At 70.7% G+C, this 24,745-nt stretch carries 23 protein-coding genes; 14 read left to right on the plus strand and 9 right to left on the minus strand.

Features of this window, described 5'->3' with window-relative positions:
- Positions 1 to 446 (minus strand): aldehyde dehydrogenase family protein (locus tag ACZ7MG_RS00005; RefSeq protein ID WP_471946098.1); only part of this gene is annotated, 446 nt, incomplete at its 3' end.
- Positions 443 to 1,750, minus strand: coding sequence for an MFS transporter (locus ACZ7MG_RS00010; protein ID WP_471387068.1), 1,308 nt, complete (start codon positions 1,748 to 1,750; stop codon positions 443 to 445). The genes ACZ7MG_RS00005 and ACZ7MG_RS00010, both read right to left, overlap by 4 nt.
- Positions 1,751 to 1,893: 143 nt before the next feature.
- Here ACZ7MG_RS00010 and ACZ7MG_RS00015 point away from each other — a divergent pair, with 143 nt between their 5' ends.
- Positions 1,894 to 3,117 (plus strand): PucR family transcriptional regulator, encoded by a 1,224-nt coding sequence (locus ACZ7MG_RS00015; protein WP_471387071.1) that lies wholly within the window; start codon positions 1,894 to 1,896, stop codon positions 3,115 to 3,117.
- On the opposite strand, the gene ACZ7MG_RS00020 is transcribed toward ACZ7MG_RS00015, so the two are convergent.
- On the minus strand, positions 3,107 to 4,978 hold the full coding sequence (locus tag ACZ7MG_RS00020) for an alkyl/aryl-sulfatase (protein WP_471387399.1): 1,872 nt from the start codon (positions 4,976 to 4,978) through the stop codon (positions 3,107 to 3,109). The genes ACZ7MG_RS00015 and ACZ7MG_RS00020 overlap by 11 nt on opposite strands.
- A 59-nt stretch (positions 4,979 to 5,037) precedes the next feature.
- Between ACZ7MG_RS00020 and ACZ7MG_RS00025 the strand changes: the two genes are divergently transcribed.
- Positions 5,038 to 5,205, plus strand: a complete 168-nt coding sequence (locus tag ACZ7MG_RS00025; RefSeq protein WP_471387073.1) for a hypothetical protein — start codon at positions 5,038 to 5,040, stop codon at positions 5,203 to 5,205.
- Positions 5,206 to 5,319: 114 nt separating this feature from the next.
- Here the strand turns inward: ACZ7MG_RS00025 and ACZ7MG_RS00030 are convergent, their stop codons facing one another.
- The 3 genes from ACZ7MG_RS00030 to shiA form a co-directional block, all read right to left on the minus strand.
- Positions 5,320 to 7,134 carry a bifunctional sugar phosphate isomerase/epimerase/4-hydroxyphenylpyruvate dioxygenase family protein gene (locus ACZ7MG_RS00030; RefSeq protein ID WP_471387076.1) on the minus strand — a complete coding sequence of 605 codons (1,815 nt, stop codon included), beginning with the start codon at positions 7,132 to 7,134 and terminating at the stop codon, positions 5,320 to 5,322.
- On the minus strand, positions 7,127 to 8,107 hold the full coding sequence (locus ACZ7MG_RS00035) for a zinc-dependent alcohol dehydrogenase (RefSeq protein ID WP_471387079.1): 981 nt from the start codon (positions 8,105 to 8,107) through the stop codon (positions 7,127 to 7,129). Before ACZ7MG_RS00035 ends, ACZ7MG_RS00030 begins: the two co-directional genes overlap by 8 nt.
- Positions 8,108 to 8,261: 154 nt before the next feature.
- Positions 8,262 to 9,632 carry a shikimate transporter gene (shiA, locus tag ACZ7MG_RS00040; protein WP_471387082.1) on the minus strand — a complete coding sequence of 457 codons (1,371 nt, stop codon included), beginning with the start codon at positions 9,630 to 9,632 and terminating at the stop codon, positions 8,262 to 8,264.
- Between the two features lie 388 nt (positions 9,633 to 10,020).
- Between shiA and ACZ7MG_RS00045 the strand changes: the two genes are divergently transcribed.
- From ACZ7MG_RS00045 to ACZ7MG_RS00070, 6 genes are all read left to right on the plus strand, one after another.
- Entirely contained in the window at positions 10,021 to 10,818 is a 798-nt protein-coding gene (locus ACZ7MG_RS00045; protein ID WP_471387084.1) for an IclR family transcriptional regulator, read from the plus strand.
- A gap of 353 nt (positions 10,819 to 11,171) precedes the next feature.
- Positions 11,172 to 12,437, plus strand: a complete 1,266-nt coding sequence (locus ACZ7MG_RS00050) for an acyl-CoA dehydrogenase family protein (RefSeq protein WP_471387087.1) — start codon at positions 11,172 to 11,174, stop codon at positions 12,435 to 12,437.
- Positions 12,434 to 13,264: an SDR family NAD(P)-dependent oxidoreductase gene (locus tag ACZ7MG_RS00055; protein ID WP_471387090.1), complete on the plus strand. Its 831-nt coding sequence runs from the start codon at positions 12,434 to 12,436 to the stop codon at positions 13,262 to 13,264. Before ACZ7MG_RS00050 ends, ACZ7MG_RS00055 begins: the two co-directional genes overlap by 4 nt.
- Positions 13,261 to 14,019 (plus strand): SDR family oxidoreductase, encoded by a 759-nt coding sequence (locus tag ACZ7MG_RS00060; RefSeq protein ID WP_471387093.1) that lies wholly within the window; start codon positions 13,261 to 13,263, stop codon positions 14,017 to 14,019. Before ACZ7MG_RS00055 ends, ACZ7MG_RS00060 begins: the two co-directional genes overlap by 4 nt.
- A complete protein-coding gene (locus ACZ7MG_RS00065) occupies positions 14,016 to 15,185 on the plus strand; it encodes a phosphotransferase family protein (RefSeq protein ID WP_471387096.1) in 1,170 nt (389 codons plus the stop codon). Before ACZ7MG_RS00060 ends, ACZ7MG_RS00065 begins: the two co-directional genes overlap by 4 nt.
- Positions 15,182 to 16,177: an SMP-30/gluconolactonase/LRE family protein gene (locus ACZ7MG_RS00070; RefSeq protein ID WP_471387099.1), complete on the plus strand. Its 996-nt coding sequence runs from the start codon at positions 15,182 to 15,184 to the stop codon at positions 16,175 to 16,177. The genes ACZ7MG_RS00065 and ACZ7MG_RS00070 overlap by 4 nt, the downstream gene beginning before the upstream one ends.
- Before the next feature lie 4 nt (positions 16,178 to 16,181).
- On the opposite strand, the gene ACZ7MG_RS00075 is transcribed toward ACZ7MG_RS00070, so the two are convergent.
- From ACZ7MG_RS00075 to ACZ7MG_RS00085, 3 genes are all read right to left on the minus strand, one after another.
- Positions 16,182 to 17,198, minus strand: coding sequence for an AraC family transcriptional regulator (locus ACZ7MG_RS00075; protein ID WP_471387102.1), 1,017 nt, complete (start codon positions 17,196 to 17,198; stop codon positions 16,182 to 16,184).
- 31 nt (positions 17,199 to 17,229) lie between these two features.
- On the minus strand, positions 17,230 to 17,574 hold the full coding sequence (locus tag ACZ7MG_RS00080) for an IclR family transcriptional regulator domain-containing protein (protein WP_471387105.1): 345 nt from the start codon (positions 17,572 to 17,574) through the stop codon (positions 17,230 to 17,232).
- 292 nt (positions 17,575 to 17,866) lie between these two features.
- Positions 17,867 to 18,271 carry a cupin domain-containing protein gene (locus ACZ7MG_RS00085; protein ID WP_471387107.1) on the minus strand — a complete coding sequence of 135 codons (405 nt, stop codon included), beginning with the start codon at positions 18,269 to 18,271 and terminating at the stop codon, positions 17,867 to 17,869.
- 234 nt (positions 18,272 to 18,505) lie between these two features.
- On the opposite strand from ACZ7MG_RS00085, the gene ACZ7MG_RS00090 reads away from it, so the two are divergent.
- The 6 genes from ACZ7MG_RS00090 to ACZ7MG_RS00115 all read left to right on the plus strand — a co-directional run bounded on the left by ACZ7MG_RS00090 (position 18,506) and on the right by ACZ7MG_RS00115 (position 24,744).
- On the plus strand, positions 18,506 to 19,063 hold the full coding sequence (locus ACZ7MG_RS00090) for a carboxymuconolactone decarboxylase family protein (protein ID WP_471387110.1): 558 nt from the start codon (positions 18,506 to 18,508) through the stop codon (positions 19,061 to 19,063).
- 38 nt (positions 19,064 to 19,101) lie between these two features.
- On the plus strand, positions 19,102 to 20,646 hold the full coding sequence (locus ACZ7MG_RS00095; RefSeq protein ID WP_471387113.1) for a sugar ABC transporter ATP-binding protein: 1,545 nt from the start codon (positions 19,102 to 19,104) through the stop codon (positions 20,644 to 20,646).
- Entirely contained in the window at positions 20,643 to 21,659 is a 1,017-nt protein-coding gene (locus tag ACZ7MG_RS00100; RefSeq protein WP_471387115.1) for an ABC transporter permease, read from the plus strand. Before ACZ7MG_RS00095 ends, ACZ7MG_RS00100 begins: the two co-directional genes overlap by 4 nt.
- A gap of 94 nt (positions 21,660 to 21,753) precedes the next feature.
- Positions 21,754 to 22,716 (plus strand): sugar ABC transporter substrate-binding protein, encoded by a 963-nt coding sequence (locus ACZ7MG_RS00105; protein ID WP_471387118.1) that lies wholly within the window; start codon positions 21,754 to 21,756, stop codon positions 22,714 to 22,716.
- A gap of 101 nt (positions 22,717 to 22,817) precedes the next feature.
- Positions 22,818 to 23,729, plus strand: a complete 912-nt coding sequence (locus tag ACZ7MG_RS00110) for a LysR family transcriptional regulator (RefSeq protein ID WP_471387120.1) — start codon at positions 22,818 to 22,820, stop codon at positions 23,727 to 23,729.
- 97 nt (positions 23,730 to 23,826) lie between these two features.
- Positions 23,827 to 24,744, plus strand: a complete 918-nt coding sequence (locus ACZ7MG_RS00115) for a VOC family protein (protein ID WP_471387123.1) — start codon at positions 23,827 to 23,829, stop codon at positions 24,742 to 24,744.
- Position 24,745 lies beyond the last annotated feature (1 nt).

The following is a 24,745-nucleotide window of genomic DNA, read 5'->3' on the forward strand; positions in this document are numbered from 1 at the left end:
CCGGTGTGCCGCTTCGGCTTGAGGTAGAAGGGGGCCTTGCGGCCGTAGTGGCGGGCGGCGACCGCGACGGCCTGGACCTCCTCGTGGGCGTGCAGCCGGGCCTTGCCGGTCTCCAGCTGGATGAGGTCGAGAACCTCGGCCTGGCGCTCCAGGACCAGGTCGTGGAAGCGGAGCAGGACCGCGGCGCGCTCACGCACCGGACGCTGGGCCCAGACGGCCTGGGCGGCGCGGGCCCGCTCGTAGGCCTTCTCCACGTCCTCGGGCGTGGACTCCGGCAGGTCGGCCAGCTTCTCGCCGGTGAACGGCGTGTGGTTGGCGGTACGGCCGGTGCCGACGACACCCTTGGTGAGCTGGGCGACCAGCTCGGGGGTGACCACGTCGGCGGCAGTTCTGGCCCCTGCGGGGGCGAGCGGGTTCGTGCGGGTGCCTGTCGTGCTGCCGTTCATCGTGTCTTCCCTGATCCGCTCGTGGTTTCCGGAACCGCGGCGAGGACCGACGACGGCCGGTCCGCGTCGGGTTCCCCGCCCGTCAGCCGCTGTCCGTCCCGTTCCGGGCGCAGCCGCCATACGGCCAGCAGGCCGGTGACGGCGAGCAGCGCGGCCGTAAGGAGGAACGCGGCCCGGTACCCGGCTTCCACGGAGCCCGCGCTGTCGACGACCCGGCCGACGGTCAAGGGGGAGAGCACTCCGGCGAGGGCGTAGACGAAGGCCAGCGCGCCGAGCACGACGCCGCGCTGCGGGGCGGGTGTGATCCGGGCGCAGGCGGTCTGGGCCACGGTCATGATGACGTTCACGAGCGCCATGGGGCCGAGCATCAGCAGCACCTTGAGCCAGACGGCGTCGGTGACGGCGAACAGGGCCACCGCACCGGCGGCCAGGCACATCAGCGCTCCGGTGCCCGCGCCGAGCGGTGGCCGGCTCCTACGGCGGGAGAGCAAGCCGTGGCCCACGAGTACCACGCCGTTCGCCAGGGCCGCGAGGGTCACCACGGCACCTGCCTGGTGCAGGCTCAGCCCGGCGACCTCCTCCAGGTAATCCGGCATCCAGGTCAGACTGGCGCTGAGCATCCAGTACGCGGCGAACACGCCGAACGCCGCGCTGAGCCAGGTGCCGGACAGCAGGATGCGCCGGTAGGGGACGACGACCGAGTCCCCGCCCGTGTTCTCCTGCGCGTCCGGCGCGTACGGGCCCTCGGCGCCGCGCAGCGCCCAGTACCCGGCCCACACCAGGCTTGCCAGCCCCACGACTCCGAAGGCCCACCGCCAGCCGAAGCGGTCGATGACGAAGGTGAGCGTGGGCGCGGCGACGGCCACCCCGGCGGCGGCGCCGGTCAGCAGCACCGCGGTGGGCAGGGTGCGCTCGCGCTGCTCGAACCAGCCGTGCAGATGATGCGTGGCCACCGGCGTGGCCGGTCCCTCGGCGGCGCCGAGCAGCACGCGGGTGACCACCAACGTGCCGAAACCGGCCGCCGACCACAGCATCGGCAGCTGGGCGGCCGACCACAGCAGCGCCAGGGCCAGCAGCAGCACGGTCGTACGGACCTTCCGCGTCAGGTACGACACCGCCAGAGCGGACACGCTGAACAGGGCGAAGAAGGCCGCCGACGCCGTGCCGAATTCCTCGCGGGTCAGCCCGAGGTCGTCCATGATCGGCTGCGCTGCCAGGCCCATCACGGCCTTGTCGGCGAAGTTGACCAGCATGAAGCCGAGCAGCGCCCAGGTCGTGCGCCAGCCTGTGGTGTGCTGTGTCATAGATGGCATAGGGGTCCTTCGTGCATCGGCGTCACCGGCGTGGCGCCGATCCTCCAGGCAGGAGGCACAGGAGGACACCCGTCGGTGTCACAGTCGTACACGCCCGCTACTGTGACGGATCACAGTCCGTGGTGAGGGGATCCATGGCCCACGAGGAACACGGGGAACCGGCGTCAGGTAACAGCCGACCGGAGCTGTCCCCTGCTGCTGCGGCGCTCGCCGCCCGCTGCGAGACGCAGGTCAACGAACTCGCCCGGTACATGGCCCGAGGAGTGTTCGAGCAGCTGCGTGGCTATGCGGAGTTGCCGGGCGATGTGAAGGACCTGGAGATCGCCGCGACGGCTCGGTACGCCATACGCTTCTTTCTGCGCGGCGCCGCCGACGGATCTCGGTGGGAGTCGCTGGAGTACTTCCAGGAACGCGCCGCCCAGCGCGCCGAGGAGGGCATGCCCCTGCACGTGCTGCTGCGCACCTACACCCTGGGTGCGCGGGAGCTGTGGCGGGCGCTGCGGGAGGTGGCCGGTCCCGGTGAGCAGGAGGCGCTGGCCGAGCTGACCGAGGGGCTGTTCTTCGCGGCGGACCGGGTCGTGGGCGCTGTGGCGGAGAGCTACCTCGACGAGCAGGTCGCCCTCGCCGCCGAGCGGCACGAAGAGCGCCGGTCCCGTGCCCGAGCCCTGCTGGACGGCCGGCCTGCCGTGGGCGGCCCGGTGCCGGACGGGCCCGCGCTGGTGCTGTACCTGCGCTTCGGTGCTTCGGCCCTCGCCGGCGGGCGATCGCCGGTGACCGTACGGCGGCTGGTGCGGCGCGTTCAGGTGGCGCTGGACCGGGTCTTCGGCACGGAGGTGCTCGCCGTGCTCGGTGGTGACGGCGGGCACGTCGTGGTGCCCGGAGTGAGTGAACCACCCGCCCGGATCTGGGAGTTGCTGAGTGAGACGGCTGGAGCGGAGCTCCGTCTGGCGGCCACCGTCGCCACCGGGACGGGCGACGTCCCGCGGGCCGCACGACTGACCGCGGAAGTGGTCCGGGTGGCAGCCGCCTGCGGAGTGCCGCCCGGAGTGCACCGGCTCGACGATGTGCTGCTGGAGTACCACCTGTCCCGCCCGAGCGAGGGCAGCGGCCGTATCGTCGCCCTGCTCGACCCTCTGGCCGGCCGGCCAGATCTCGTCCGGACCCTGCGCACCCACTTGGAACAGCGTCAGGACCGCCGGGCCACCGCCCGCCTGCTCAACCTCCACCCCAACTCCGTGGACAACCGGCTCGCCCGGATCCAGGACCTGACCGGCCTGGACCTCGCCGACCCCCGGGACGTGGCCCTGGCTCTCGCGGCCCTGCTGCTGCGTGACGCCGACACCGGCGTCACGGAGTGACGATCGCGAAGTCCGGGTCGGGTGTTTCCAGCAGGGACCCGAACGTGATCAGGGCGTTGGCGTCGCCGTGGAGCACCACGGCGCCGCCCATGATCTCGTCGAGGAAGGTGGTCGCCCCGCCGAGAACCTCGTTCAGGGTGGTGCGGGCCAGCCGCAGCACCACAGAGGGCTTCTCGTCCCGTGGTGCGTCCCCGCGCATCGGGGTGAGCGCCCCGTTGGACAGCAGCAGCGTCCACACCTCGCCGGTGTCGGTGAACTCCCAGCGCAGCAGCAGGCGTCCGGCCTCGGCCGCGCGCTGACCGTCGACGCGTACGGCCATGGACTGGAAGACCTGCTCAGCTGTCAGGGCGGCCAGGACGTCCGGCGCCGTGGGCGTCGGCGTGCCCAGGATGCCGTCGCGCAGCTCGGTGGCGCCCATCAGGTAGAAGTTGCGCCAAGGGCCGGACTCGGAGCCATGGCCGAGCCGCTCGAAGGTGTCGGCCTGCAACGCGCGGGCCTCGGGGTGCCCGGGCTCGGCGAACAGGACGTGGCTGAGCACCTCCGCGACCCACCTCAGGTCCCCGGCCTCGTACGACGTGCGCGCCTTGGCGACCACGGCGTCGGCTCCGCCCATGAACTCCACGTACCGGACGGCGGCCTCGGTGGGCGGATGCTGCCACAGATGGGCGGGGTTGCCGTCGAACCAGCCCATGTAGCGCTGGTAGACGGCCTTGGCGTTGTGGCTGAGCGTGCCGTAGTAGCCGCGCGCGTGCCACGCACTGGCGAGCGCGGGCGGGAAGGTGAGCTGCTCGGCGATCTCGGCACCCGTGTATCCGGCGTTGATCATCCGGACCGACTGGTCGTGCAGATAGGCGTAGGCGTCGCGCTGCTCCTCCAGGAAGCGGATCGCGCGCTCCCGGCCCCAGGTGGGCCAGTGGTGGGAGGCGAAGACGACGTCGGTGTCGTCGGCGTACAGCCGGATCGTCTCCGTGAGATACCGCGCCCAGGCGCTGGGGTCGCGCACCAGGGCCCCGCGCAGGGTGAGCACGTTGTGCAGGGTGTGGCAGGCGTTCTCCGCGACGCACAGCACCCGCAGCTCGGGGAAGTGGAAGTTCATCTCCGACGGAGCCTCGGTCCCCGGCGTGAGCTGGAAGACCATCCGCACCCCGTCGACGATCTCCTCCTGCCCGGTGCGGCTGATGTCGACCGTCGGCGCGATCAGGCCCACGCTGCCGGTCGACGTCGTCTGCCCGAGCCCGCAGCCGATCTGCCCGGCCGGCCCCTTCGGCAGCGCGGCTCCGAACATGTAGCCCGACCGGCGGGCCATCGCCGTCCCGGTGAAGACATTCTCGGCGGCGGCGTGCTCCAGGAAGCCGGACGGGGCGAGGACCGGCACCCGCCCGGCCGCGACCTCGGCCGGATCGACGACGCCTCGGACGCCGCCGAAGTGGTCGACGTGCGAGTGGGTGTAGATCACGCCGGTCACGGGCCGTTCGCCGCGGTGCTCGCGGTACAGGGCGAGGGCGGCGGCGGCCACCTCGGCGCTGATCAGCGGGTCGATGACGACGACACCGCGCTCGCCTTCCACGAAGGTGATGTTCGACAGGTCCAGGCCTCGCACCTGGTAGATCCCCGGCACGACCTCGTACAGTCCCTGCCGCGCCACGAGCCGGCTCTGCCGCCACAGCGAAGGATGCGCGGTCGGCGGACAGTCGCCATCCAGGAAGCCGTACGCGTCCGCGTCCCACACCACCCGGCCGTCCGCGGCCCGCACCGCCCCAGGCTTCAGCCGGGCGATGAACCCCCGGTCCGCATCGGTGAAATCCCGATCGTCGTCCCAGGCCAGGCCGCTGTCCCTGGGCTCCCGCTCGCTGCCGGTCATGGTTGTCTCGCTGCTGGTCATGGTCGTCGATCCTCACACCCCCGGGCCCGGGACGCCTGATGACGCGTCACAGAGAAGCCGCTGACACGTCACAGCCGGCAGCGGCGCGGCAGGCGGCTCACACGCCCAGAAGCTCCCGGCTGCCGATGACCGAGCTGGGCGACCAGGAGCAGTCCGCGGCCGCCTTCGTCGAAGCTCCGGGCGCGGGCGAGGACATGACGCGGTAGCGCGAGGCCCGTGTCCACGTCCTGAGCGCGGTTTTCGACGAGGCCGTCGGAATCAGGGCGGCGAAGCCGATGGCCGATCGGTCCGGCGCCGAGTCCCATGGGTGACCGCAGTCGCTATCGCCGCTGTGCGGCGAGGCGGACGGAGGCGTTGGTGGCGCCGTAGCCGCGGTAACCGCCGGTGCGCTGGACGAGCTCGAAGAAGACTTGGCCCACGGTGGTCGTGTAGCAGTGGTGGAACTCGCCGCCGTGTTCGTCGCGCTCGTAGAGGATGCCCAGTTCGCGGTACGTGTCCAGCTCGCCGGGGGCGAATGCGTAGCGGGCGTCGAGGTCGTCGTGGTAGTTGGCGGGAATCGTCAGCAGTTCCGCGCCCGCATCGCGGACCCGGCGGGCGGCGGTCACGATGCGGTCGGTGGCGAGGGCGATGTGCTGGGTCCGGGTGCCGGCCTCTGCCGCCGGGCTGGGGGCCAGGTTGAGGACGAGTCGGAACGCGCCGGAGCCGTCGGACAGCGCGCGGCTGCGGAAGAGCCCGTAGGGGTCGGCCAGATCGATGCTTTCGTGCGGACGCAGGCCGAGGACGGTGCGGTGGAAGAGCATCGCTTCGTCGAAGTGGTGCCAGGGCTGGGTCAGGGCGATGTGGTCGACGCCGGTGATGCTGCCGGCCGGGGCGTCGGCCTGGCTCGCGGCGTCGGCTTGGCTCGCGGCGTCCGTGAAGTCGCTTGTCCAGTCGGGGAGTTCTGGGCGTCGGGTGGCGCAGAAGAACAGCTCGGTGCCGTCGGGGGCGGCGACCGCGTCCAGCGGGATGTCCTGGCTGCTACGGCGTCGGGGCAGGACGGGGGCGAGCAGGGACTCGGCACGGCGCGCGGCGGTGCGGGGGTCGGGGGTCTCCAGGCCGATGGCGGCGAGGGTGGTGCCGTCGCCGCGGGTGGCCGTGCCGTGGTTGAGCAGGATGCGGGCATCGCCCTGCTCCCACAGTTCCACCGGCTTTCCGGTGTGCCGTCCGGTGCGGCGGAAGCCGAGTGCGGCCAGCAGTTGTGTCGCGGGCTGCGGGTCGGCGGTGGAGAGTTCGGCGAAGGCGACGCCGGACGGTACGACCGCGGCGGGGAGCGAGGAGATGCCCGCGGCCTCCTCCAGGGCGATCAGCGAACGCAGCGCGTCGACGGCGGTGCTGCCCGCGTCCGCTTGGCGGAACACGTCGTTGAAGACCTCCAGGGAGAGCGGGCCCCGGTATCCGGCGTTCACGACGTGACGGACGAGGGAGGTCACGTCGAGGCCGCCCTGGCCGGGGAAGCAGCGGTAATGGCGGCTCCACTGCAGGACGTCCATGGCCATCAGCGGGGCGTCGGCGAGCTGGAGGAAGAAGATCTTCTCGCCGGGGATGTGCTCGATGCCTTCGAGGTCCCTGGGTTCCGAGCCGCGGGCGAGGATGTGGAAGCTGTCCAGGCAGAGGCCGAGCGCGGGATGACCGGCCGCCTCGACGATGCGCCACGCATGGTCGTACGTGCTGACGTGCCGCCCCCAGGCGAGCGCCTCGTAGGCGACCCGGATGCCGGAGTCCGCGGCGCGATCGGCGAGTCGGCGGAGCTGCCGGGCGGCCAGTGCGTCGTCGTCCACGGTGTGCGGGGAGACGTTGGAGCACACGAGGAGCGTGTCGGTGCCGAGCCTGCGCATGACGTCGAACTTGTGCTCCGCGCGGCGCAGATTCCGTACGAACTCCTCCTCGGGCACCGCCTCGACGTCCCGCATCGGCTGGTAGAGGTCGATCGTGAGCCCGAGGTCGGCGGCGCGGGCACGGATCTCCTCCGGAGACAGCGGGCCGGCGAGGAGGTCGTTCTCGAAGATCTCCACGCCGTCGAAGCCCGCGCGGGCGGCCGCGGTCAGCTTTTCGGTGAGGCTGCCGCTGAGGCTGACTGTGGCGATGGACTTACGCATCCTCGTCGCTCCCGATGCCGATCCAGGTCTTCCCGGCCCGCGCGGCGGCGCCGGCGAACGCCTGCTGCGCCTGGTCCAGCGGGAAGCGGGCCTCGATGACGGCTCCGGGCCGGGCTTCGGGCAGCTCGGCGATCGCGGTGGTGAAGTCGCCGGGGTGGTCGTAGATCATCGACCCGCGCAGCACCAGCTGGCGACGGACCACGTCGTCGGTGGTGAGCGGCAGTTGGTGGGGATTGAGGCCGATCAGTACGACCGTGGCACCGGGCGCGGCACGCTCCGCGACCGTGCCCAGGGCAGGCGCGTGGCCGGAGGTCTCGAAGATGTACGTGAACCCGGTGCGGCCGTCGTCGGGCACCGCCCCCAGGCGTTCGGCGCGGGCAAGCCGCCGCGGGTGCGGTTCGGTGACGACCGGTTCGATGCCGAGGCGGGTCAGGATGAGGCAGGTCAGCAGCCCCTGGGCGCCGGCGCCGACGACCAGGCAGCGGTCGTCGGTCCTGACACCGCTGCGCCGTACGGCGGCCCGGGCCACGGTGTACGGCTCGGTGGCGGCGAGATCGGCACCGGTGAGGCCGTCGGGCACCGGGTGGGCGAAGCCGGCGGGGAGGGCGACGCGTTCGGCGAGCACGCCCGGGCTGTTCAGGCCGACGATGGCTCGGTGCGGGCAGGCCGAGGTCAGGCCGGTGAGACAGTCCGCGCACTTCAGGCAGGCGTAGTTGGGTTCGATGACCACGCTCTGGCCCACCTGGCGGTCCCGTACCTCGTCACCGACGGCGGCGATCCGTCCGAAGCCCTCGTGACCCATGACCCACGGGATCGTGGGCGGGCGGCGCTTGCCGTGAAAGACATCGAGGTCGGTGCCGCACAGGCCCACGCCGTCCATCTCCACGACGACGTCGTGCGGACCGCAGACGGGCTCCGCCCAATCGTCGACGGTGTCTATCCGGCCCGGCTCGGTGAGGACGGCTGCTTTCACCAGAACTCCTATCGGTCCACCAAGTGGCCCACTGAGCGGAACAATCGATCCACTGTGCGGTCAGAGTAGTGCGCGACTGTCGCCCCTCACAAGACCGGGGGTGCCGCCGACGGACCAGAAGTCGGCGGCACCCCCAGGACGAGAGCGCGGGAACTCAGGCGATTCCGCCTTCCGTGGCCGCCTCGCGCGGCCGTACCGCCGTGGCCGCCCCAGCCGGCGCGTCGTCCCCCCGCATGCGCAGGGCGACCAGGAAGGAGACCACGCAGCCGAGGGCGATGTAGGCCGCGACCAGCGTCCAGCCGCCGTCCGCCCAGATCACCAGGGAGCCGGCGATGAACGGGGTGAAACCGCCGCCGATGGCGCTGGCGAGCTGGTAGCCGACGCCGGCGCCGCTGTAGCGGTACTCGGGGCCGAACATGTCGGTGAACAGGGACTGCTGGACGGAGACCGCCATGTCGTGCGCGACGTTCACCAGCAGGACCGCGCAGGCGATGATCAGCACCATGGAGCCCGTCTCCATGGCCCAGAAGTACGGCGCCGCACTCACGACGCCCACCAGTGCGCCCCAGCAGTACACCTTGCGCCGGCCGAAGCGGTCGGCGAGGTAGGCGAAGGCCGGGATGGTGAGAACGGCGAGTCCGCCGACGGCCAGGTTGACATTGAGCAGGCTGTCGCGGTTCAGGCCGAGTTCGTCGGTGCCGTAGGCGAGGCCGAAGGTGGTCACGCCGTAGAAGGTGAACAGCTCCACGAAACGCAGCCCGATGATGGCGAAGAACCCCTTGGGATTGGACTTCACCGCAGCGATCAGCGGCACGCGAGGCATCTTCTCCTCGCTCATCGCGGCGACCTTCTTGGTGAAGACCTCGGACTCCTCGACCTTGGCCCGCACGATCAGGCCGACGATCACCAGGAAGGCGCTGACCAGGAACGGAATCCGCCAGCCCCAGGCGCGGAAGGCCGCGTCCGAGGTGGCCCCCGACATGACCTTGGTGATCAGGGTGGCGAGTAGCAGACCGACCGAGGCGCCGACCTGGACGCCGCTGCTGTAGAGGGAACGCCACTTGCGCGGGGCGTTCTCCACCGCCATCAGCGCGGCGCCGCCCCACTCGCCGCCGACCGCGAAGCCCTGGGCGGCCCGCAGGACCACCAACAGGACCGGGGCCCAGATCCCGGCCTGCGCGTAGGTGGGCAGGACGCCTATCAGCGTGCTGGCCACGCCCATGACCAGCATGGTGAGGACGAGCATCCGCTTGCGGCCGAGCCGGTCTCCGAAGTGGCCGAACACGATGCCGCCCAACGGGCGGAAGAGGAAGCCGACGCCGAAGGTGGCCCAGGCCGCCAGAGTGCCCACGGCCGGGGAGGCGCCGGGGAAGAACAGGTCGCCGAAGAGGAGGCCGGCGACGATGCCGTAGAGGAAGAAGTCGTACCAGTCGACGACCGCTCCCATGAAGCTGGCGATCGCCGCCCTTCTCGCGACGCCGGGGGCTCCGGCACCGGTCGCGACCGGCTGCTGCGCACTGCTCATCTCACGTACTCCCTTGGATGCTGCGGCTCTCGCGACCCGGTCGCGCCGTGCGAGCGGTGCGCGGCACGTCGGATTCGGGACACGGATGGCTACGGTGGGGACAGTTGCCTGGGCGACGGCGGCACTCGGCGGGTGTGGAGCGGCGTCACCGGCAAACCGGGCCAGCGCCACAGCGTGCGGGCGGCGACCCTCAAGGCAAGGTCCATTGAGTGGACCGTTTGAACCAATTAGCGGAACCATATGGGGGCAAGGTTGCCGTCCTCAAGGGTTACGTCGAGATTGCTTTTGATTTACGGTTCCTGTGGTCCGCCTGGTGGACTAGCGTGGGTGAGTGCGTCGGCGAACGGCCGATGCCGCCGAGTGACGACCAGTACGGGGAGGGATCCGCGTGGCGGACAGAGACCCACAGGCCGATGCGGTCCGGGAACACAACGGCACCGGCGGCGTCCGCAGTGTGCGGCGTGCCCTGGACATCCTCAATCTGTTGAGCGAGGACCGGCCCGTCATCACCCTGCGCGAGATCACCGAAGCCACTGGTCTGGCCAAGACCACCGCCCTGCGGCTGGTCCAGACTCTGGAGGAGAGTGGCCTGCTGTGGACGCACCCGGGGGGCTACACCGCCGGTCCCGGCCTGTGGCGCTGGGCCTACCTGGCGCGCAGCCGGTGGGAGGCACCCCGCGAGACCCGCAGGGTCATGCGTGAACTCGCCGACCGGCTGGGCGAGACGGTCAACATCTTCATCGCCCGTGACGTGAGCCGCGTGTGCGTGGCCCACGAGGAGAGCCCGCACCCGCTTCGCCATGTCGTCGGCGTCGGCGACGAACAGCCCTTGTGGGCCGGTGCCTCGTCCAAGATTCTCTTGGGCGATGCCTCGGCGGCCCTGCTGCGCCGCGTGGCCGCGGCCTCCCCGCGCGGCGAGGCGTACGCGGACCAGCTGCGCGCCTGGTCGCAGGAGGCCGCGCAGCGCGGCTACGCCGTCAGCAGCAGCGAGTGGGACGAGGGTCTGACGGCGGTCGCCGTGCCGGTCACCGGCCGCTCCGGCGCGGTCCTCGCCTCACTCTCCCTCAGCGGGCCCAGCCAGCGCTTCCCCTATGAGGCCATCGAGCGCTTCGCCGCCGATCTCACGGTCGCGGCGAAGCTCCTCTCCGCACAGGGCTTCAGCCACCCGCTCAGCCACGTGCGCTGAGCTGGGGCCCGGCGGGCATTCCCGCTGGACGGTCCCGAGGGTGGCGGCGACGCGGAGTGCGGGCTTGATGGGCGATGGCGAGCTTGTCGGTGCGCGTGGAGAGGCCGCGCCACCAATGCTTGTGGCGATTACGCACCGCTCGACTGCGCCCCGTTTTGGGCCGGGAAGGGGGATCGCTGGCCAGGTGGATCTCGGTGCTCAGGCCGGCACGGGTGCGGCAGACGGGAATCCACCGAGGCGGTCCTCTGGACGCCGCGTCAGGGAGCTCGGACCCCTCTCAGCTGTCGCGTCCCATCAAATATCTGTCGCGCAGAGTCAAGAACCTGTGGTGACCTCTGCCTAGCGTGGTCGTCATGGACTTCAGCCCCTCTCCCCGCGCGGCCGAGCTCACCGAGGCCGTGCGGGGCTTCATCCAGGAAGAGATCGCCCCGGTCGAGCAGGAGCTCCACCGCCGACAGGGCGAGGTGCGCCGGACCGGCAGCGCGGCCGATCTGTGGCACGTGCCCGACGAGGTCCGCGAGCTGCAGCGCAAGGCCAGAGACCTGGGGCTGTGGAACCTGTTCCTGCCCGCCGGGCACGAAGGCCCGTACGCACAGCGGTACGGCACGCACGGCGGCACCGGGCTCACGAACGTCGACTACGCCCCGATCGCCGAGGCCACCGGCTGGTCCTTCCTGGCCCCGTACGTGTTCAACTGCAACGCCCCCGACACCGGCAACGCCGAAGTCCTGCTCCGCTACGGCTCCCAGGAGCAGAAGGACCGCTGGCTCGACCCGCTGCTGGACGGCCGGATCCGTTCGGGGTTCGCCATGACCGAGCCGGACGTGGCCTCCTCGGACGCGACCAACATGCGGCTCACGGCGGTGGTGGAGGGCGACGAGGTCGTCGTCAACGGCCGCAAGTGGTGGACGACCGGTATCGGGCACCCGGACTGCGAGGTCCTCATTGTCATGGGGCTCACCGCTCCGGACGGGCCCAGGTACGCCCAGCACTCCATGGTGTTGGTGCCCCGGGACGCCCCCGGCGTCAAGGTCGAGCGGATGCTGGACACGATGGGCTTCTTCGACGAGCCCTTCGGACACGGCGAAGTCTCCTTCACCGACGTCCGCGTTCCGGTGGCGAACATCGTCGCCGGTCCTGGGCGGGCCTTCGAGATCGCGCAGGGCCGCCTCGGCCCGGGCCGGGTGCACCACGCGATGCGCATGATCGGCCTCGCCGAACGCGCCCTGCACCTGGCCTGCGAGCGCGGTCTCGCACGCACCGCGTTCGGCAAGCCGCTGGCGAACCTCGGCGGCAACCGGGAGCGCATCGCCGAGGCACGCATCGCGATCGACTCCGCCCGGCTGCTCGTCCTGGACGCGGCCTGGAAGCTCGACACCCTGGGCATCCAGTTCGCGCTGAGCGAGGTCAGCGCCATCAAGGTGGCCGCGCCCAACGTCGCCCAGCGGGTCATCGACTTCGCCATGCAGATCCACGGCGGCGCGGGCCTGTCCAGCGACTTCCCGCTCTCCGGTGCCTGGACCGCGGCCCGTGCCGTACGACTGGCCGATGGTCCTGACGAGGTGCACAAGGGCGTCGTAGCGCGCGTCGAGCTAGGCAAGCACGGGGCGACCCGATGAGCCGCGACGGCAGCCCGCGCACCGTCCTCGTCACCGGGGGCGCCTCAGGGCTCGGAGCCGCCCTCGCGGCCGCCTACGCAAAGCGCGGCGACCGTGTCCTCGTCACCGACCGCGCCACCACGGCCGAGGTTCCGCCCGGCGCGCTCTACCAGCGGCTGGACATCACCTCGCCGACGGACTGGGCCGAGGCCCTGAAGCGCGTCCGCCGCGAGTTCGGCGGCCTCGACGTCCTGGTCAACAACGCGGGCATCGCCGCCGGCGGCCGCGTGGACCGTCTGGACGAGGCGCACTGGCGGCGGGTGCTGGAGGTCAACGTGCTCGGCGCCGTGACCGGCTGCCGCACCTTCGCGCCGCTGTTCAAGACGCAGGGCCACGGCCATCTCGTCAACGTCGCGTCCCTGGCGGGGCTGGTCCACCCGGCGGCGATGAGTTCGTACAGCGCGAGCAAGGCCGCCGTGGTCGCCCTCTCGGAGAGCCTGCGCCACGAACTCGGCCCGTGGGGCGTCGACGTGAGCGTGGTGTGCCCGTCGTTCTTCCGTACGAACCTGGCGACCTCGCTGGGCGGGGAGGACCCGCTGATGGAGGCGGTGGCGACCAAGCTGATCACCCGGGCGTCCCTGGGCGCCGACGAGGTCGCCGCCCGGGTGCTGCGAGGCGTCGACGCGCGCCGCTTCCTCGTCCTGCCCGACCGCTCCGCGCGCCTCGCGCACTGGACGAAGCGGCTGGCGCGTCCCCTCTACGACCGCCAGATGCTCGCCTCGGGAGCGAAGATCCACCGGGCCGAACTGCGTCAGGAACCGACCGGGACGATCGAGGAGCGCGCATGAGCGGTCGTAGCGGAAAGGGTGTCGTCCTGATCACCGGGGCGAGTTCGGGCCTGGGGGAGGAGATGGCCCGTCAGTTCGCCGCGCTGGGATACGACCTCGCCCTGTGCGCGCGCCGCACCGACCGGCTGGACGCCCTGGCCGTGGGGATTCGCACGGCGACCGGCCGACGGGTCGAGACCGCGGCCCTCGACGTCACCGACGGCGACGCGGTCGCGGCCGTGTTCCACGCGTTCGCCCAGTCCTTCGGGACGATCGGCCGGGTCGTCGTCAACGCCGGTATCGGCAACGGGGCTCCCCTTGGGACGGGGCGGGCGGACGCCAACCTGGCGACGGCCATGACGAACTTCGTCGGGGCGCTGGCCCAGGCGGAGGCCGCCCTGGAGATCTTCCGCCGCCAGGACCGTGGCCATCTCGTCCTCATCTCCTCCATGTCCGCCCTGCGCGGTATGCGCAAATCCATGACCACCTACGCGGCGACCAAGGCCGGCCTCGCCTCCCTCGCCGAGGGCCTGCGCTCCGAGCGGATCCGGGGCCTCGACGTCTCGGTCATCCATCCCGGCTACATCCGCTCGGAGATGAACGCCCACGTCGAGAAGAAGACCCGGTTCATGGTCGACACCGAGCCCGGGGTGCGCGCCATGGTCGAGGCCATCGAGAAGCGCCGGGTCAGGGCCTACGTCCCGGCGTGGCCGTGGGTGCCGATCGGGTTCGCCCTGAAGATCCTGCCCCTGAGTGTCGTACGGAGGCTCACGTGACGAAAAGCGACAGCAGCATGGCCGGTACGACGTCCTCGGAGCGCGTCTCCGGTGCGCGGGCGGTCCGCGACGAGGACGCCTTCGACGTCGATGCCGTGGCGGCCTGGCTCGCCCGGAACGCCACGCCGGGCAGCACCGGCATCGACCTGTCCGCGGTCCCCGAGGTGCAGCAGTTCTCCGGAGGCGTCTCCAACCTGACGTACCTGCTGCGCTACCCGGACGGCGACCTGATCCTGCGCCGGCCGCCCAAGGGCAGCCACCACAAGGGCGCCCACGACATGGGTCGCGAGCACCGCATCCAGACCCAGCTCGGACGGTTCCTGCCGTACGTGCCGCGCACGGTCGCCCTGTGCGAGGACCCGGCAGTGATCGGCACGCCGTTCTACGTCATGGAGCGGCTGGTCGGTCCGATCCCGCGCAAGGACCTGCCCCGTGGAGTGACGCTGGACCGCGACGGGGCCGCCGCCCTGTGCCGGAACGTCGTCGACCTGCTCGTGGACCTGCACGGCGTCGACCTCGCCGCCACCGGCCTCGCCGACCTCGGCAAGGGCGACGGCTATGTCCGCCGCCAGGTCGAGGGCTGGTCGGAGCGCTACCGCAGGGCCCGCACCTGGAACGTCGGCTCCTTCGAGCGGGTGATGCGGTGGCTGGCTGCCAACCAGCCCGCCGACCGCCCGCACACCCTCGTCCACAACGACTTCCGGTTCGACAACGTCGTACTCGACCCCGGGGACCCCACACGGCCGGTCGGGCTGCTCGACTGGGAGCTCGCCACCGTCGGCGACCCGCTGATGGACCTTGCCAACGGCCTCGGGTACTGGGTACAGGCCGACGACGGCCCGCACATGCAGGTCTTCCGCCGCCAGCCCACCCACCTGCCCGGGATGATGACCCGCGAGGAGATCGTGGCCCACTACTGCGCCCGCACCGGCACCCGTGTGACCCGCCGGGAATGGGCCTGGTACCAGGTCTTCGGCCTCTTCCGCGTCGCCGTCATCGCCCAGCAGGTCTACCAGCGGTATCTGAGCCGGCAGACCACGAACAAGCAGTTCCGGTTCTTCGGCGCCGTGGTCGTCGTGCTGGAGCTGCGCTGCCGACGCATCATCGCCGCGGCCGGACAGATGCCGGCCGAGGTCGCCGACGCACAGGTGGGGAACCGGTCATGAGCCTGAACCGTCGCCTCATCTCGCCCCGCCGCTGGGCGCCGCCCCCGGCCCCGGCCGACACTGGCTCCACCGCGGCCTTTGTCGTCGCCCGCCGGGTCGCGACCGGCGGCCACGGCCCGGAGGACGTGATCTTCGACAGGCAGGGGCGGCTGCTCGCCGGTCTCGGAGACGGCAGCGTCGTACGCATCGACCTGGCCACCGGAGCCCGTACGGTCGTGGGCCGCACCGGAGGCCGCCCGCTGGGGCTCGAACCGTCAGCCGACGGCAGCGTGTTGGTCTGCGACCACGATCGAGGACTGCTGCGTCTGTCCGCCGACGGATCGGTGCGGGTCCTCGTCGACACGGTCGCCGGACGGCCGCTCACCTTCGCCAGCAACGTCGTGGAAGGCCCGGAGGGCACGATCTGGTTCACGGTGTCCACCCGCCGCTGGGGCCTGGAGCACTACCTGGGCGACATCATCGAGCACTCCTGCACCGGAATGCTCGTCCGCCGTGACCCAGACGGCACGGTCACCGTCCTGCGCGACGACCTGAAGTTCGCCAACGGCCTCGTCCTCGCCCCGGACGGCACGCACCTGCTGGTGGCCGAGAGCGCCGGGTACCGGGTGAGCCGCTACTGGCTCACCGGCCCGAAGACCGGCACCTTCGAGCCCTTCGCCGCGAACCTCCCAGGCCTGCCGGACAACATGAGCCTGGGCAGCGACGGCCTGGTATGGGTGTCGATCGCCGCGCCCCGCAACACGCTGCTGGACGAGCTGCTTCCACTGCCGGGATTCCTCCGCGTCCTGCTGTGGAACCTGCCGGAGGCCGTACGCCCCAAGCCCACCCCGGTCGCCTGGGCGATGGCCTTCGACCTCGACGGCCGTCTCGTCCACGACCTTCGCACCGACGACGGCTCGTACGGCTTCGTGACCAGCGTGGCCGAACACCAGGGGACGGTCGTGGTCGGCAGCCTGCACGAGGACGACATCGCCGTGCTCGCCGTCCGCTGAGTGCTCAGCGCCCTGCCCGTGCCTCGCGGCGCAGGGCGCTCGGCGTCCGGCCCCACCACCGCCGGGCACAGCGGGTGAGCACGGCCTGCTCGGAGAAGCCGACGAGGTTGCTGATCTGGGCGAGCGGCATGTCCGTGGTCGTGAGATAGAGCCGCGCCCGAGCCCGTCGCACTCCGTCGAGGAGGGAGGCGTACGACTCCCCTTCCGCGGCGAGTTGTCGCTGCAGCGTCCGCGGGTGTACGGCCAGGACGCGGGCGATGTCGAGGAGTTCGGTGGAACCGGTCCCCAGGGACTGGTCCAGCACCGCCCGCACCCTCGCCGCCATCACCAGCTGCCCGGCCTCGGGGGAGTGGCGGTCCAGGAACGCCATGGCCAGGCGGCGCAAGGTCTCGTCGACGCCTTCGAGCGGCCGTGTCAGCAGGCTCGACGGCACTCTCAGCAGCGCCTGATCGCGGCCGAAGCGGACCCGGGCACCGAAGGCGTCCTCGTAGCGAGGCGGCGGAGCCACCGGCTGGTGGGGCAGGTCGACCGACCGCAGCCCGTAAGAGCCGCCCACCAGGAACATCACCGCGCGGTGCACGAACATCACGGTCATGTCCGTGGCCTGCGGCAGCGGTCGTACGCCGGTATCGAAGGCATACCGCAGGCCCACGACCCCACGGGTACCGTCCGGGTCGTCGACCAGCGAGACACTGAGATCGCGGGCGTGGACGAACAGATAGCGGGAGGTGCACTCCAGCGCGTCGGCGACCGAGGGGGAGTGCTGGATCGCCACCGACAGTGGGCCCAGCATCCGGAAGTCCTGCGCCTCGCCCACCCGCAGCCCCAGGTCCGGGCAGTCCAGGTCAGCTGCCGCATGCTCCAGCACGAGAGCCAGGGCATGGTCCTGCACCAGCAGTTCGTCGGTGTCGAGCGCCTCGACGGGCAGACCCGCCCGCAGGGCATACGACTCCGCGTCTCCCCCCAGAGTTTCGACACACTGCCGGAACTTCTGCAGACCTGCCGAGCGGACCAGTGACACGCGCACAGCATGGCGCTCATGTCGCCCACGATCAAGTCGTGGTTGCGTGGCTGGGCGCGCCGGCCCCGGTTGCTTGGTGGTCGCGCCTGCGTCTGTTGCCCGACGCGGCGATGACGCGTCCGTCGCCGTCGCCGTCGCGGACCGGGACTGCGGCGGAGCGGAGGCCGACGGCCAGTTCCTCGTCGGCGACGGCCCAGCCGCGGCGGACCTCACGCAGCACGGTGTCGAGGCGGTCGGCGTCGGGCTGGTGGCGAGGGGCCACTCCCCACCTGCTGGGCTGGGCGAGGACGTCGCGGAGTCGCTGTGACGGCAGGGCGGCGAGCAACACCTTGCCCTGTGAGGTGGCCGACGTCGGGAACGGTGTCCCGATGGTCACCGCCAGCGAGACGATACGGACCCTCCCCAGCCGCGGCTCTGCTTCTCCCGTCTGCGGATGCCGCCGACCGCGACGCCGGGCCCTGTGCACCAGGTCACCCGGTGTCGCGGTGTCTCCACGTGCGTCCGCGTGACTCCGGGACCCAGGCGCGACCGGTACTGGTACTGCGCGGTCACACCGAGCCGCCGAGGACACACCAGGCCGAGGACGCGTAGGCCGACCGGCCACCGGACCGGGCGTCCCGGCGCCAGCTGAAGTGCCGCATCGGGCCGCTCGCGAGCACCGGCTCACCTCAGCCCATCTGGTCCTCGGCGGAGAGGTGTTCCACGGTCTTGCCGGTCTCGGTGAACGTGCGGGTCACTTGGCCCGAGGAGTACACCCACAGGATGCGCAGCGGGCTGCTCCCGACGTTTCGGAAGAGGTGGGGAACGGGGGACGGGACGTAGGTCGTGTCGTACTGCTGAAGCCTCGTCACCTGGCCGTCGACCCAGACCTCTGCCTCGCCCTCAAGGACGGTCACATGCTCGTCGCAGTTGTGTGAGTGCAGCGGCGCCCCGGATCCGACCGGGTACACGCTCATCCCGCTGGTGATCTTGTTTTCTCCGTCGGCCGACGGCGTGGTGATCAGTGGTGTCGTGACGACCGCTCCGCCACGGTCGAGCAGCGGTACCGACGCGACCTTGATGATCGTGGTCATCCGGGAGTTCCTCCTGCGGTGCACGTTGACGGGTCGACTGACGTTAGGTCGCGCGCCCGCGCATGGGTGCCCTCCGGCGTGCAGCTTTACCTTGCGTTCCGGGAGGGATGCGGTTTTCTACCCCGGCTGTACCGTCGGCTCGCACCGCACGGCTTGTGATCCGTGTCGGAAACGCGCCGGAAAGAAAAGGCAGGTACTGGGCAGATGAGGCTCCCCGTTCTCAGCGAAGAGGAAATGGACCCGCGGCAGCTGGAGCTGGCCGCCCGCATCGCCGGGCGCCGCGGTGCGGTTCGCGGACCGTTCCGGGTCTGGCTGCACAGTCCGGAGATGTGCGAGCGCGCCGAGTCGCTGGGCGCGTTCGCCCGCTTCGACTGTGGCCTCCCCAAGCACCTGCGCGAGCTCGCCCTGCTGATGGCCGCCCGCAACTGGGACGCGCAGTACTCCTGGAACGCGCACGTGCACCAGGCGATCGAGGCCGGTGTCCCCGAGGCCGCGGTGAAGGCGGTTGCGGAGAAGCGGGAGGCCGTCTTCGGCAACGACGTGGACCAGGCCTTCTACCAGTTCTGCAGGGAGGTGCTGGAGGACCACTTCGTCACCGACGAGACCTTCGTCCGCGCCCTCGGACACTTCGGAGCCAAGGGCCTGGTGGACACCATCGGCGCGCTCGGCAACTTCACCATGCTCGGCATGTGCCTGAACACCTTCCAGGTGGACCTGCAGGCCGACAAGGAGCCTCCCTTTCCGGACATCCGCGGCTACGGGCGAGTGAGCGGCGACGGCGACCGGCCGTGAGCCCCCTCACGGATCCGCATGTGAAGGAGGGCACCGCTGTGACTCCCAGGACACCGGCCGGGTCTCTGCCCAACGGTGGTGCCGGGACGGCGGCCCGCGGCGCGGTACTTCGCGTCCGGGGCGTCACCAAGAGCTTCGGCGGGGCGGCCGCGCTGAAAGGCGTCGACCTCGACCTCCACCCGGGCGAGATCCATGCGCTGATGGGCATGAACGGAGCCGGCAAGTCGACCCTGGTGCAGATCCTCTCCGGAGTCCACCAGACCGACGGCGGCACCATCGAGGTCGGTGGGCAGGAGTACTCCGGGCTGACCGTGCGCAAGGCCCGCAAGCTCGGCATCGCCTGCGTGCCGCAGCGTCGCGAACTCGCGATGGGGCTGACCGTCGCCGAGAACGTCATGCTCGGCGACCTGCCCACCCGGAGCGGTGCCGTGCGCTGGCGGTCGGTGAAGGCCGAGGCCCGCGAGGCGCTGTCCGGCCTCGGCATCGACATCGACGTGGAACGCGTCGCGGGGACCCTCACCGTCGCCGAACAGACCATGGTCGAGGTGGCCCGTGAGGTCCGCCGCGGCGGGCGGATCCTGATACTCGACGAGCCGACCGCCTGCCTCAGCGCCAAGGACGCCGACCGGATCCGCGCTCTGGTGCGCACCCTGCGGGGCGATGGTGTCGCCGTCGTCTACATCTCGCACTACATCGACGAGGTCATGGCCGTCGCCGACCGCCTCACCGTCCTGCGCGACGGGAACGTGGTGACCACTGCCCCGGCCGCCGAGATGACTCCCGCCGCGCTGGTGCGCAGCATGGTCGGCCGTGATGTCGTCTCGCGGCGGCCCGAGCGGCCCGCCCCGAAGCACGAAAGCGGCCTGAACGTACGCCGCCTGAGCCACGGCCGGGTCGTCCAGGACTTCACCGTCGAGGTGCGCAAGGGCGAGATCGTCGCTGTATTCGGGCCCGCGGGCGACGCCCAGTCTCGGCTGTTCGACCTTCTCTCCGGGCGTCGGCGCCCCGACGCCGGCGAACTGCTCGTCGACGGCCGCGACGTGCCGTTCGGCCGGGTCCCGGCCTCGCTCGCCAGCGGTCTGCGCTGCGTCACCGGTGACCGCCGGACCCTGGGCCTGGTCCCCGGGATGACCCTGGACGAGAACCTGATGCTGGCCGGCGACCGCTTCGCCCGCCGCCGACTGCACCGCCGCGGTGAACTCGCCCGACGCGCCGCTCCGTTGCGCACCGGCTACGGGGTGGTCGCGCTCACCGGCAATCCGCCCGTGGGCGCGCTCTCCGGCGGTAACCAGCAGAAGGTGCTGCTGGGTAAATGGCTGGAGACCGAGCCGGTCGCCTGTTTCCTTGAGGACCCCACCAACGGGGTCGACGTGGCGGCCATGGCCGACATCCACACCCTCGTCGACGACCTCGCCTCGCGCGGCGTGGCCGTGCTGCTCGCCTCGTCCTCCGCCGAGGAGGTCATGCGCCTGGCCGACCGGGTCGTCGTCGTCAGCGCCGGGCGCACGGTCGCCGAACACGACATCACCGCCATCACCCGCGACGAGCTCGTCGCGACCGCACTCGGAGGTCAGCCGCAGTGAGCCTCAAGACCCCCTCCGCCGCTCCGGACGTCGCGGCCGACCCACCGGAGCGCACGGCATCCCGGCTGACACTCCAGGCTCTGCTGCACATCCCGCACGGCGGTCTGGTCGTGGTCCTCCTCCTGGTGGCGCTGTTCACCGCCGTCCAGGCCGACTCCTTCACCAGCTCGCAGAACCTGCTGAACGTGCTGCGGCAGATCAGCGTGACCGCCGTCATCGCCGCCGGGCTGACCCTGCTGATGACCGCGGGCGGCATGGACTTCTCCATGGGCAGCAACGCGGCCGTCACCGTCTCGGTGGGCGCGACCCTGCTGCACGACGGGCGGCCCACCGCCGTCACCGTGGTCGTCACCCTTGTCCTGGCCACTCTGACAGGCCTGGTCAACGGTCTGGTGGTGACCTTCACCAGGGTCGCGCCGTTCGTCGCCACCCTCGCCTCCGCGATGCTGCTGGACGGCGTCGCCCTGCTCGTCCTCAACGGCGAGTCCATCACCATCGGGCAGCGGATGTGGGCCCTCGGCAACGACAAGGTGCTCGGCATCCCCTACCTGTGCGTCGTCGCGATCCTCGTGCTCGCCGCGATCGGGCTGGCCATGCGGTTCACCACCTTCGGTCGGGACGCCTTCGCGATGGGTGGCAACGAGCACGTGGCCCGGCTCAGCGGCATCAACGTCTCCGGCCGCAAACTCGCCCTGTACGCCCTGGCCGGGGCCCTCGCCGGTCTGGCCGGACTGATGCTGCTCTCCCGGCTGGGCGCCGCCGCCCCCAACACCGGTGGACTGCAACTGCAGTTGACCGCCGTGGCCGCGGTCGTCATCGGCGGTACGTCCCTCGCGGGCGGCCACGGCACCGTGGTGGGAACCGTTCTCGGTGTGGTGCTGCTCGGCGTCGTCGCCAACGCGCTGAACCTGCTCCAGGTCAACAGCTACTACCAGTTCGTCGTGACCGGCGGGGTGCTGCTCGTCGCGGCGATCATCAACGAGTTCCAGCGCAAGACCACGCCGGGTCATTAGCGGGCTGTAAGCCGCGCCTGCCCGTTCTCCGCAGCCCCCAGTGCGGCCCCACCCTCCCCAACCTTCTCTTCAAAGACGCAGGAAAGGCCGACCCATGACGCCCACCACCCGATCCCGCCGCACCACCGCTGCTTCGCTCATCTGCACCGCCGCCCTGGTGCTCACCGGCTGCGGCTCAGCAACGGACAGCTCGGGCGCCGCCGGCGGTTCGGTCACCCTGGGGTTCGTCAACGGTGCCAACACCCACTTCCACCAGTGTCTGCTCAAGTCCGTCGAGCAGACGGCCGAGACGGAGAAGGCGACCCTCTACTCCGCCAACTCCAAGCAGGACGCCGGGACCGAGCTGTCCAACATCGAGGACATGATCGCGCGGAACGTGGACGCCCTGATCGTCCAGACCGTCAACGTCGACGCGCTCGAGGGCGACATTGCCAAAGCCAAGAGCGCCGGCATACCGATCTTCCTCACCTCCGTCGCCACCTCGGACACGTCGGACGTGCTGGGCGTGGCCAAGGTCGACCTGAAGAAGGTCGGCGCGCTGGACGCGGGCTGGATCGAGAAGGACGCCGCAGGCGAGGACGTGAAGGTAGGGATCGTCGCGGGTGCGCCGGGCGCGGCCTCCGACCTGCTGGTGGGCGGTTTCACGGAAGCGCTGCCGGCGAACGCGAAGGTGGTGGCGAATCAGCCCGGCATGTTCAATCCCGCCAAGGCCCAGGACGTCGCCGAGAACATGATCCAGGCCCAGCCGGACCTCGACTACGCCTTCGTAGCCAACGAGGAGATGGCCTTCGCCGTCCGCAAGGCCTTCGACGCGGCCGGAGCCGAGGACGTCAAGATCGTCACCGTCAACGGCACCGAGGACGGCCTCGCCGCCGTCGAGAGCGGGCAACTGTCCGCGACGGTGGCCAACTCGGCCATGACGATCGGCCGGACCGCGGTGCAGAACACGATCGGGCTTCTCAACAAGAAGCAGACTGTTGACAAGATTGCCAACATTCCTCTTGTCTTGGTCACCAAGGACAACGTGAGCGACGCACCCCAGTACTGCCCGAAGTAGAGGCCTTCGCCAGGAAGACGGTGTGCCCCACAGTCTCCGAGCCGCACTCGCTCCGCCCGCTCCCGACACATCCGTGAGCGGCGGGAGCATCCGGAGGAAACATGGATCGCCTGCTCCTCATGCACAGCTTCGTCACCGTCGCGCACGTCGGCAGCTTCAACGGAGCCGCCAAGAAGCTGGGCTCCTCCGGCTCGTTGGTGTCACGGCACGTCGCCGAACTGGAGCGACAGGTGGGTGTCCGCCTGGTCAATCGCACGGCCCGTTCCGTCAGCCTCACGGGACCGGGCCGGCGGTACGCCGAATTCGCCGCGCGCATTCTGGAGGAAATCGAGGCCGAGGACGCCGGCATAGCCCAGCTCCACGACCGCGCCGAAGGAACACTGAGCATCATCTGCCCCAAGTGGATAGGCAGCCTGGATCTCGGGGATGCCATCGCCGCGTTCTCCGCCGCGCATCCGAAAATCCAGGTCCGTTTCGAACTCGGCGGAATGTCCGACCGGACGTACGACTTTCTGGACAGCGGCTTCGACGTCGCCTTCCACACCAGGGATCTGAGGGACTCCAGCGTCCGCCTCAAGAAGATCTCGTCGCTGCCTTTCGTCCTGTGCGCCTCCAAGGACTACATCGACCGCCACGGCGGGCTCACCCACCCGAACGACCTCGCCCGGCACCAGTGCCTCGTACACGTGAACGACCCGGTCTGGCGCATCGGCCACGGACACGCGAGCACCCTGCACAAGATCCGTAACATCGCCTTCTCGTCCAACTCCTACATCGCCCTGCAGAAGGCGGCCGTCCACGGCCTGGGCCTCGCCCTGCTGCCGCAGCGTCCGGCCTACGACGACCTGATCGGCGGAGCACTCCAGGTGCTCCTGCCCGACCTGGCGGTGCCCGACCGTCCCCTGTACGCGATCTACGGCCCCGGACAGGACACCCCGCGCAAGATCAGTGTGTTCCTGGACTTTCTCGCCGAGTGGTTCTCGAAGAATCCGATGCCGGTGATCCGGCCGTAACCGCAAGAAACGATTGCGCATTGCGTGGAGCTCGGGACATTGAGGCCGCCGTACGCCGAAACCTACGCTCACGAGGCGACCCGGAAACGAGGAACCCATGGGAATCCAGAGAATCGAATCGGTCACCTACAGCGTCGACGACCTCGATGAATGCGTCCGGTTCTTCGACGACTTCGGGATCTTCCAGGTGGAGAACACCGACGACCACGCGGTCTTCGAGACACTGACCGGCCAGACGCTGCATCTCGATGCCCACCCGAGCCCACTGCTGCCGCCTCCGGTGGAGCCCGGCCCCACTCTCCGTGAGGTCGTATGGGGCGTCGACACCCGGGAGGAACTGGAGCGGTTGGTGGCCTCGGCCGGCAAGGACCGCGAGGTCCGCGAGAGCGCCGACGGAGTCCACCACACCGTGGACGAGACCGGCTTCGGCGTCGGACTCGCCCTGGCCCGGCCGAAACCGGCCCCCGTCACCCCGCGGCCCGCCAACGCGCTCGGCAGCGTCCCTCGCTGGAACACCGCCCTGGAGCCCATCGGACGGGTCCGTCCGCTGCGCATGTGCCATGTGGCCCTCAACATCCCCAAGCCGGGCAAGGACGAGGCGGTCGCCTTCTACACCGAGCGCCTCGGCTTCCGGCCCACCGACGTGGTCGAGCCCATGGGCGTCTTCATGCAGGCCCCGGGCGACGACGACCAGCACACCATGCTGCTGTGCCACCGCCCCGACAAGGCCGGGATCAACCACATCGCCTACGAGGTCCCCGGCTTCGACGACGTCGTCGAGGGCGGCAACCACATGATCGAGCACGGCTGGCGCGAGGCGCGAAAGCTCGGCCGCCACACCATCGGCTCCAACGTCTTCCGCTTCCTGCACGCCCCCTGCGGCGGCCGCGTGGAGTACGCCGCCGACATGGACCGGGTCGACGACACCTACGAGACCCGCGTCCACGAGACCACCCCGCCCCATCACCTCTGGGCCCTGCGCACCAACCGCGACCAGGAAACCCCCGCATCCTGAC

This window comes from Streptomyces sp. NPDC107538 (genome assembly GCF_055657445.1).